Origin of the sequence: Staphylococcus sp. GDY8P57P (assembly GCF_017892585.1) — a bacterium.
Taxonomy (GTDB): Bacteria; Bacillota; Bacilli; order Staphylococcales; family Staphylococcaceae; genus Staphylococcus; species Staphylococcus borealis.
In genome coordinates this window covers 41,061-49,834 of record NZ_JAESLK010000037.1, presented here as the reverse complement: position 1 = coordinate 49,834, position 8,774 = coordinate 41,061, and the positions used below count along the sequence as shown (strand labels likewise).

8 protein-coding genes are annotated in these 8,774 nt (G+C 28.4%); 6 read left to right on the top strand and 2 right to left on the bottom strand.

Translation table 11 applies throughout. The features are described from left to right. The first annotated feature begins 29 nt into the window (after positions 1–29). The 6 genes from KA878_RS11340 to KA878_RS11315 all read left to right on the top strand — a co-directional run bounded on the left by KA878_RS11340 (position 30) and on the right by KA878_RS11315 (position 4,110). Positions 30–341: a DUF960 family protein gene (locus KA878_RS11340; protein WP_210142166.1), complete on the top strand. Its 312-nt coding sequence runs from the start codon at positions 30–32 to the stop codon at positions 339–341. 15 nt (positions 342–356) lie between these two features. Beyond that, positions 357–866, top strand: coding sequence for a DUF1643 domain-containing protein (locus KA878_RS11335; RefSeq protein WP_193839851.1), 510 nt, complete (start codon positions 357–359; stop codon positions 864–866). Between the two features lie 13 nt (positions 867–879). Beyond that, positions 880–1,101, top strand: coding sequence for a hypothetical protein (locus tag KA878_RS11330; protein WP_193839850.1), 222 nt, complete (start codon positions 880–882; stop codon positions 1,099–1,101). A gap of 141 nt (positions 1,102–1,242) precedes the next feature. Further along, positions 1,243–2,136, top strand: coding sequence for a DUF6994 family protein (locus tag KA878_RS11325; protein WP_247878241.1), 894 nt, complete (start codon positions 1,243–1,245; stop codon positions 2,134–2,136). A 421-nt stretch (positions 2,137–2,557) separates the two neighbouring features. Next, on the top strand, positions 2,558–2,950 hold the full coding sequence (locus KA878_RS11320) for a serine integrase family protein (protein WP_002486172.1): 393 nt from the start codon (positions 2,558–2,560) through the stop codon (positions 2,948–2,950). Between the two features lie 935 nt (positions 2,951–3,885). Beyond that, positions 3,886–4,110 (top strand): hypothetical protein, encoded by a 225-nt coding sequence (locus tag KA878_RS11315; RefSeq protein ID WP_002486170.1) that lies wholly within the window; start codon positions 3,886–3,888, stop codon positions 4,108–4,110. Positions 4,111–4,497: 387 nt separating this feature from the next. On the opposite strand, the gene KA878_RS11310 is transcribed toward KA878_RS11315, so the two are convergent. Together KA878_RS11310 and KA878_RS11305 are read right to left on the bottom strand one after the other, a co-directional pair. Further along, the gene (locus KA878_RS11310) at positions 4,498–8,028 is read right to left on the bottom strand and encodes an N-6 DNA methylase (RefSeq protein WP_193839849.1); all 3,531 of its coding nucleotides are present in this window, start codon (positions 8,026–8,028) and stop codon (positions 4,498–4,500) included. Positions 8,029–8,344: 316 nt separating this feature from the next. Then, the coding region (locus KA878_RS11305; RefSeq protein ID WP_210142165.1) for a YdhK family protein at positions 8,345–8,774 on the bottom strand (430 nt) is incomplete at its 5' end.

Genomic DNA, 8,774 nt, shown 5'->3' with positions numbered 1-8,774 from the left:
GAAAGAAAAGCAAAATGGAGGAAAATAGTATGAAAATCAATCGATATATCACAAGAGGCATTAGTAAACAACTATCTCTAGACCTTCAAATCTTACTTTGGCATATGGTAGAAGAAAGAGATAATCAACCTCATACCGATTACCTACACATTTTTAAATTACAAGAAGATGAGAATATACTCTCAATCACACATGAACAAGAACAACCTGCATACAAATTGGAATATCACTATACAAACTATGTAAAAAATCAAAATGCATTACCTAAGAAAGTCTACGTCATCCGAGAAGATGATGTAGACGTTTTTTATTATGTGATGCTTTTACCAGAAGAATACTAAAGGAAATGATGATATATGAATACAATTAACAGTACAATACACACAGAAGCCATATTTAGCGGAGATAAAAAACACCGCTACTTACTCAAGAAAACATGGGATGAAAAGAAACCCGCTTGTACAGTGATAACGATGTACCCTCATTTAGATGGTGTATTATCACTCGATCTTACCACGGTTCTCATCCTCAATCAATTAACTAATTCTGAGCAATATGGCGCTGTATATCTCGTTAATCTTTTCTCTAATATTAAAACACCTATGAGTATAAAGCATCTCAAAGATAAAGAACCATATGATGAACACACTGATATTCACTTGATGAAAGCGATAAGTGAAAGTGACACAGTGATTCTTGCTTATGGTGCCTATGCGAAGCGGCCTGTTGTCGTCGAACGTGTTAAGCAAGTGATGGAAATGTTGAAACCTCATAAAAAGAAAGTCAAAAGGCTTATTAATCCATCAACGAATGAAATTATGCATCCACTCAACCCTAAAGCACGTCAAAAATGGACATTGAAATAAAGGAGGATTATCTATGAACCATGAAACTAAACAATCAGATTGGCGAACGGTTGCTAGTTGCTTAGCATCTCAAAATTATATATCTATCGTAAAAGGACTAGTACATCATTTTACAGCAATTGAAGATGAAGAAATACTTGATAAGATCTATGATGATTTTATGAATGATGATTCTATAACAACGGTACTTAACAATGATTTACAGACAATTATTAGCCATTATCTATCAAAATGAAAACTATATTCTAATAAAACTAAAGCATCCTTCACTTTTATGGTGAGGGATGCTCTTACCTTTATTTTTTTGATTAATATTTTACTCAGGAAATTTTACATTAAATTTAAAAGTATTATACAATTAAATTATTAGTTTCTAGTGAAGAAATACGTATTAAATTTATTATTAACTGTAGCACATTATCAAGCAATTGTACTGTTAAAAGGGATTGGTCATTCAATGAAACAATATGTTTATCAAAATGATATTAATTTAATAAACTCTTTATATGAGAGCGATTTTTGGAAGATAATAAAAGAAGACGCAGCATATTATCATAAAAATAATAAATTCAAGAAAGATAATGCTATACGAATACTTGAATCTCTAATTAAATCAATATATGTAGATCCTGATGGTTTTGATAAAGCTCTTGCAGCTGAAATGCAAGATTTCTATAACAAAATGCAAGAATCACAATACATCAAAGAGTCTTATTATCTTAGTATTAATCACCAGAAATGTAGTCTAGATGCTCTCATCGGATGGAAACCACTTTTCCGATTTAGAAATGGTGATAAAAAATGGTTAGATGACTTAGAACTTATTAGAGGAAATAGAATGGGCCATTTAGCTTTTCCAGTACAAAAAAATTCTCTTAATCAACTAAGAGGAATTTTATTAAAAGATAGAATTGATTATACTCTATTTGATATTAAATTATTTTATGACAATGCGGCTCATTTAAAATTACAGAAAGCTTACGAGCAAGAACCAACACGAAAATGGCTAAAATCATTTGGTACTTTTAATCAATTTATAGAGCGTATGCAATTGAATTACTTCGTCTATAAAGATCCCATCACATTTAAATATGATGTTATTGACTTATCATTGCCATATAATAATGATAAGTCACATTGCTTAAAAGAAATTCCCAAAAAAATTAAGCTTGAAGAAGCTTATATTACGAATATACTTAATTATATTAAAAAATGTGGCGAAGAATTATCTACTATCCATATGGACTTAATGAATGATTATTATGTATAATACGCTTCTAATTTTTCTAATGTAGTATCTAAACTGCAATTTTTATAATCGAAATCTTTATATTTACTAATCGGTATTAAATGATACGGATCTGTATTAATTGTTTTCTTAATAACCCTCATCAGCGTATTTGCATATTCTCAGTACTCAAAAATAAAAGCTTGTCACTAGAGAAAGAAAAACTGAAACTTGAGACTACCCAGGCTAAAAGCAAAACAGACAAAAACAGATAAGGAAAAAGAAAATAAGACAAAGATAGCAGAAAATAATTCTAATTCAACTGAAGAAATTTCAACAGAAACTGCTACAACTTAACAGTAGCATATCTCAAAGTGTATCCAGTTAATTTAATTCAGATAGACCATAAAGCAAAACATAAAACATAAAAGCCTACCTAAACGAATAATCGGAGATGATAATAATGAAAACAGCTGCAATCTACTTGAATGAAGGAAATGAATCACAATTTGGAGTATCCTTAGAAGAGCAACTAGACATACTTACAAAAATTGCTAAGGAAAAAGGCTATCGTATCGAAAAAGTTTATATTGATATTGAAGAGCACTTTATAACAGGCTACTATCCTAAATTAAATGAACTTAACGGTAAAATATATAATACAGATTATGATTTAGTTTTATTCTATAAGTCATTTAATATGTTTCACGAAATATATGATTATCTGAAGCAGATAGAGTTTTGCATTAACAGTCATGTCGATGTTTATAGTCACATGGAATTTATAGATTCTACTGCTGGTTCAGAAGGACTTAAATTTATACATGGTCTTATAGCAACAGACGACTGTCTATAGACAATACTGAGAGGAGACATAGTGTAAAAAACGTGTATGAATATAACATAGAAACACATTACTTAAATTAACAGGAGGAAGAAACGTGGCAGATTATAAAAGATTGCTAAGGACAAAATTCGTGAAGCTAAATTAGATGAAAAATCAAAAATATATTATGCGAAAGGAAAATAATTATCACAGGATGAAGACTTAAAGAAGAATTCTGCTGACTATGGCAAAGGATTCATTAACGGACTAAAAAATATGGAAACTATCCCAATGTTAGCATTAACATTCGTTATGATGCTATTGCTATAGATACCTATGAAGTATGGATTCATAACAATTTCTCTACTTACAGGTCAAGATGGTATGAATAACAAAGAAATGCGTGAAATAGACGGTAGATTACAAGAATGTTATAACGATATGATAGAGGAATAGCAATGACATCATCTAAAATTATAGAGTTACTATTACTACATTTTCTTTGCGTATTTATCGTAATACAAATAGGATTGGTGATGGTTGGATTTTTTATAACCATCCTTTTTTGGTCATACTTATTGTTTATAATTATCTACGTTGGATTTTTAGCACCACCCTGGAAGAAAAGACAATGTTGCTAAATAATAAATACGCTCATCTCTGCAATAAGAGATGAGCGTATTTTATATTTTTTTAATTTTTTACCTATATGTAAATATTCTAAATTTACATAGACAATTTTACACAATAAGTATATATATCATTATAAAATAGTAATAACAAAATCAATCATCAAGAGGCACTTTATGATAATTGCTAATAGAATTAAAGGCCTTATCTAAATCGATTATAAAATCAACCAAGACCTAAGAGACTATGGCAGTTGTGACCTCGGAAAACAAGATATCAACGAGTTGCATAAAGCGTTAAAAGTCCTTAATGATAGCAATAGATTTCGTTTTATCGTGAGCTATAACGCTGACAATCCAGAAAATATTACCTACGAACGCTTCGATGAGAAGAAGACTGCTCGTGTGTCGCCTGAAGCGGTTATTAAGCAATTACAAGATACTATCGATACAATTCAACAGCTAGTTGATGAAGATAGGCTTGCAATAATTATAAAAGATAATCATTCAATAATAATGCTTTCTATTGCTGCAAACGAAATAACTATTGATATCTCATAATAATATAATATTTTCATGCCCTAATAAAATTGTCTTGCCGTATATTACTCCGAATATAAGTTCAAAGATTATCTAAAAGATTATTTAGAGTTATAATACGAACACAATAAAAGATTCATAAATAGACTAAAAACTTAGAAAGATCTGTTGACGATATTGTATGTGTATTGGTCACATTTGAAAAATAATCAATTGAAAGTTTATAATTACATAAAAAACTAATCCTGTCCCAAAATGGGACAGCTAATTTTAACTTAACCTCAATATTAGTACTATTATTAGTTGAAGTAGTTTTTTGAAATTAATTCTCTATTACTATTTCCTTTATAATAAACCTGTAAAAAATTTTGAATAGTTTCTCTATCAAAGTAAATTATTTCCTTCTTCTTACTTTCGATACAGATCTTTTTTCATATTTTCCAACTTTAAAAATTCTTTTTCTAATTCGTCTATATTTTCTTCAATGCGAACAACTTCATTTATTATCTTTTCTTGTTCTTTTAAATTGCTTGGGAAATTCAGTATAATATTTGTAACCATAGGTACAGTAAGTTGTTGAGTAGTAGTCCCGCTACTGAAAAAATCTGCATTTTTTAAAGCGATTTCCAACATTTTCGTTTTAATTTTAGTTTTGTCTGGTATAGCTGTTATTAATCTAACAATTGGTGTAAAATTTGGTTTTCTCATTTTTATATAGCCGATTGTTCCCCTAGCTGAGATAGTAACCGCCTCTTCGAATACCTTTGGTATTCTACTCCAACCATATAATCCATCTTCTTTTTCCCCATTTGAATATATAGGATACATGTATTTATCTGTGGGAACAATTGACTTATCACTTGGAGCATCCCCCCCTGCAAAAATTTCTGTAGTAACATCAGATAATTTCTTATTAGCCCCTTTAATATTACTTACAATACTTAGGATATTATCATTAAATTCATTTATTTTTTCTAATATTTTTTCTTGTTCATAATCAAGTATTTCTAATTCTTTAATTATTTTTTCTTGCACATCCAAAGATGGAATAACTAATTGCATCCTTTTCATTTTATGCATTGAAGCTCTATTTGTTCTAGAAAAACCAAATGTTTCACCTTGCATTTTTATTAGTTCCACAAGATATCTAGGTTTAATTTCCTCAGAATTAATACGCAAATATCCTATATGATCAGTGGGGTAAAATGGTTTGTTTTCTTTTATATAGTTCACTTGCCAATCACCATCTATCCCCCATATTATCGAAGGTTTAGTAAAATCTTCAATTATATTTTTATTAATGTAGCCAAATGGCTTAAATACATTAGCTGAATAAACAGGTAATTTACCATCTTTAACTAGTTCCTCATCTTTAACTCTTTTACCAATGTTCATCTCAAATATTTTATTATCTCTTAATGATACCAATTGTTCGTTTTCTGCTAACATTATAGTTTGTCTTTTATATGTGTTTATTCCTAAATTCAAATCTTGATCTTCCCAAGATATTAATTCGGGTAATCGAGCATATTGTACATTTTCATGTTCAACTTTATCCTTGTTACTAAAATTATTTCTAATGATAAAATTTATCTTTGTATTATCATAAAAATTATCATGATTATATAAATCATTATTTATTTTTGATAATTCACCATTTAAATATTTTATTCCTTCTGAACCTTTTCTATTGCTCCATTCATAACCTAAAAACTGTTTCAATTCTTTTCCAGCTGCTGGAGTTTTAATTATAATAACATCATTTTCCTGATGATCACTAATTAGATAATATATTAGTTTTTCTTTGTATTTATTATTTTTTAGGATATCCTCTAAGGATAAACCAAGAATATTTGCAAATACTCTCAATTTATGTCCATCGCTAAATAATTCATCATATTTATCTTTTTCATCATACCATGCATCAACTCGATTTTTATAGTGATCATATAAATCTAATTCACTCAATCTTTTTCTTAAGAACAGCGTTACAGTATTAGTACCTGTCTTTCCAAAAGTGCCCTTACCAGCTTCAAATATTGCAATAATTTCAAATGATTCAATAATCATTTTTCTTGTATTAATAAATATACTTTCATTTTTCTGTAATATTGATGATGGTAGTATTATACCGGCTATTCCTCCTGGCTTTAATAACTTTTTCATCTTCTCAACAAAAAATGCTTCTATAGCTTTATTTGTTGAGACATTATTAACTAATTTGAATAATTCATAATCCTTTTTACTTTTCTCATCTAAAGTATCAAGGAATCCAGTTACAGAATATGGTGGATTTGCAATTAAAATATCATAAGTACCATTTGCAATTTCTTCGGTCTCAAGTAGTGCATCCTGAAAATAGATTTGTGCTTCAACTGCTCCATACATTAATGCTGATACTTTACTAACTTTTGCTAAGCGACTTTCTTTCTCTAAACCATAAATATTTTTATGATATTCTGATATATTTTTCTCCGAATCTACATATTTTTTCAATATACTTGCATATTCAGTCAAAAAATGACCTGATCCACATGCGTAATCAATTACTTTAGGCACTTTACCATTTTTTATTATTTCATCGATTGGTAAAGAACTTATAATGAATTTAACAATTGGTAATGGAGTAAAAAACTGTCCCTCAGATTGTTTTATTCCTTGATCAAGTAATTTTTCAAATAAATCTCCTAAAAATTGATGTTGTTTACTATTAGTTAATGATACATCTTGAAATATCTCAACAATTTCACTTAATATCTCAAAATTTTGATTAAATAAACTCTCATTATAAACATCAATAAATGAGAAAAAGTTATCAGTATAAAATTTAAGTTGATCAAAGTAATTTTGAATTAAATCTTTCGTAGCATCCTTATCATTGATAAACAAGGAGAATGCTCTATCTACATCTCTTGTATCAATGTACGTAACATCTTCCTTTAAATAATCTTTCATTCCATCTCGATATAGTCTCTGTAATCTATCTACGAGAGCCTTTTTTTCATCAAATGCTATACCACGCCAATAAAACTCTAATGGTTTTTTAGTATTTAGACTTTGCTTCTCATCCACAATTTTTGCCAATAATAAATTTAACAATCTATCAAAAGCGTTTTCTCCACCTGATACATTGTACTTCCTTAATATTTTTCTGAATTTGTTTATTAGTCCATCAGTATCTAATGGATTGTTATAAATATCATCAACGGTTAATCTCATCTCTGATATTTCAAAAGGTGTAGCATTTTCTTCAAACATACCTGCTGTTGAATATGCCTGATCATAAACCTCATTCCAAATTCTAAATAATTCTTCTGAGTCACTTGACTTTAAATATAAATTTTTATCATTCTTTTCGTCAATTTTATTAAGAAATTCAATATTATCTTTAAAGCTAATTATATGATAATCTCTAATTATACTATTTTCAAAAATATCCGATGTATATAAGATTCCATATGGTATACTCTCAGAATTCCTTAGTTGATCAACATAAGAAAATAATTGATATCCATTGTCATTTATTGTCTTTTTCCAAGCACTATCAAACTCTTTACCATTAGTTTTAGCTTCAATAATAGCATAATATCTTCCTTCGTTATCTTTAATTAATACATCTGACCATGCTGTAATTTTTTCTTTACCTCTTCCAATAGAGATAGAAAATTCCAACTCAATTTGTTTAGGTAAATATCCTATTTCTAGTAACCTATTTACTACTTCAAAAATAACAAAATTTTCATTGGATGAAAAATTTGTAGTAGTATTTCTATGTATAGTTAATTCTTTTGGATAAGTAAATTTGTTTTTTTCAAAATCTACTTCAATTTTACATTCATTTACAGTTCCTTTATTAAAATACTTACAGAATCGATCACTTGTTACTTTTTCATAATCTAAAATTTCTAATAAAGAAAATAAATCATTTATAGTTATCATACTTTTTTCACACCTTTATGAATTTATATCTGTGACTAATTATATACTATTCTTAGTTTATTGTTCATACTACATTCATTATAAAAAACCTCATCACTTATGATATGCTTCTGCGTATCGGTTAATGATGCGATTTTTAATTATATAATTTCATTTAATAAGGTAATGAACAGTTTTTTGATAAATGTTATTCTTCTAAAATTCTTTTTAATTTACACACTAAAAAATATCCTCCTTAACAATAATAAGTTATTTAAATTATTGATTAAGGAGGATATCTTTATATCTATTTATTTCTCAATCTAGAACTAGATTTTTATCGTGCTTTCAATTCATTTCCTGTCATCCATTTATGATTTTTAATGATTTTACCATTATCTTTGGATTTGTAATCAACTACGTAAACAGTCGTCTTTTTCACGTTATCTATATTGGCTGTAGCACCTTTCATACCAGACATATGACTTGCTTCTAATTTAACAGTATCGCCCTTACTAAATCCATCTTTAGGTGCATCTTTGATCTCTTCGTTTACGACCCATTTATGATTGCTTACTTTTTCATTTCCATTTGTGGGTTTATAACTTACAACATAGGCATATGTTTTATACGCACCTTTTACAGTAGCTTCTGCACCTTTCATACCTGGCATATGCCCTGCTGTAATCGTTACTTTATCTCCTACTTTAAATTCACCCTCATTAGTCGATGTCATATCTTCAGGAACTTTACTTTCATCATTATGC